We start from the raw sequence: 1,729 nt of genomic DNA on the forward strand, positions 1-1,729 counted from the left end.
GCCGAAACGCCGAGCGCCCCGAGTAGCCTCGGCGCCGTGTCGGCATCGCCCTCGCCGTCGAGGAAAAGCGAACCGTTGCCGCCGGACACGACGATCTTCGCCTGGGGAAAGCGCCTGGCCAGGATCGCCGTTTCGACCATACGATCGCCGCCGCTGTTCAGCTCATAACCGCCGCGCGCCAGATTGATGGCGCCCTCGAAGCCACCGCCAAGCACGACGATGCCGTCGACCTTCTCAGGCAATGGCGGCTTCGGAAAGCGTTCTTCCAGCGGGGTGAGCATCATCGCGCCGACCGACGTCCAGGCCGAAAGAACCAGGATCGCGATGCCGAGCACAGTGCCCGTCGCTGCCAGCCGGCGCCGCCGGAACAGCGCTGCCAACAGGCCGGCAAGCAGCAGAAAGATCGCCAGGTTGATCGGCTGGCCGAAAAACCAGAATATCTTGGAGAGGTGATAGAACAGCCTCAAGCGTCCTTTTCAAAGCCGACGGAAAAAATACCAGCCATCGCCAAGAGAGCGAACAACGATGTATCCGTCCTCTGAAACGGGCGGGACGTCCTCAGGGCGCGTCACGTGAAGGTAACCGATCTCGTAGTGGGGTGAGTCGAACGCCAGAATCAGGGCAAAACAATCCGCGAAACTGCAGCTTTCCTTTACGTCTCCGCCAGCGCGTTTTTTCAGATCGACGTACTCGATTGAAGCTTCATCAAAAAGCTCCTTATAGCCGGGCGCATCATGATCGATGTTTGGATATTGACTTGTTGGATGAAGCCCAACCTGGCTACGAATCTTTTCGATCGTTTCTTGCTTCTCACGGAAATGAGCAATGATCACATCGTCGGTGGACGCGACAAGCACCAGATGGGAGTGTATCCACTCAGCTCCCTTGAGAGTGATGGATGAAGTGCTTGTCATTTCGGCTGGAGATTGAGACAGCCCGTATTTGAAGCTCATGCGCACCGTTTTTGGCATCGCATACGCTGACCCGGAAATCCCCCAGCTTTCCCCCGCTTTGACCAGATAAACGTATAGATTCATCCTTCGAGCGGGGAGCTTGTCCTTGTAGTATGTTGTCTCCGGAGCAATCGCAGTGAGGCTGACAACCGCGTTGTTGCCCTGATTGCTGACCAGCTCGTAGCTTTGTGGCGCGCTCAGGTTGTTCGCTAGCTCGCGCTGCACAAATACAACCGGATCCTCAGCTGCCATCGCTGCAATAGGCGCGATTGTCACGACAATCGAGGCGAATAAGGCCTTTGCGTACATTGCTCCCCCTTTGCTTCAGGTCAAATCTGACCCAAGCATGGTTGGGATGGCAAGTCGGGATTGGAATCTTCTTGGGGCTTCCAATACAGGACCTTGGGCAGTTACCACCACTTTTCCGGCTGAAATTTGCCCGCCGCTTGCTCGATGACATTGGCCGTCTGGAACAGCGTTTCCTCGTCGAACGGACGGCCGATCAGCTGCAGGCCGAGCGGCAGACCCTTGCCGTCCAAGCCGGCCGGCACGGAAATGCCGGGAAGGCCGGCCATGTTCACCGTCACCGTGAAGATGTCGTTGAGATACATCTTGACCGGATCGGAGGCCATGTCCTCGTCGGCGATGCCGAAGGCGGCCGATGGGGTCGCGGGCGTCAGGATGACATCGACGCCGGCGGCAAAGACATTCTCGAAGTCGCGTTTGATGAGCGAGCGCACCTTCTGCGCCTGCAGATAGTAGGCGTCGTAATAGCC

2 protein-coding genes and 1 pseudogene are annotated in these 1,729 nt (G+C 57.8%); all 3 read right to left on the bottom strand.

What is annotated here, in order from left to right; translation table 11 throughout:
• Positions 1-461 (bottom strand): annotated as a pseudogene (locus EOD07_RS33430) (YdcF family protein); the annotation flags it as partial.
• Positions 462-476: 15 nt separating this feature from the next.
• Positions 477-1,262 carry a hypothetical protein gene (locus tag EOD07_RS33435; protein WP_127238260.1) on the bottom strand — a complete coding sequence of 262 codons (786 nt, stop codon included), beginning with the start codon at positions 1,260-1,262 and terminating at the stop codon, positions 477-479.
• Positions 1,263-1,363: 101 nt separating this feature from the next.
• Positions 1,364-1,729 (bottom strand): amidase (locus EOD07_RS33440; protein WP_245470591.1); only part of this gene is annotated, 366 nt, incomplete at its 5' end.

This window comes from Mesorhizobium sp. M2C.T.Ca.TU.002.02.1.1 (assembly GCF_003997225.1).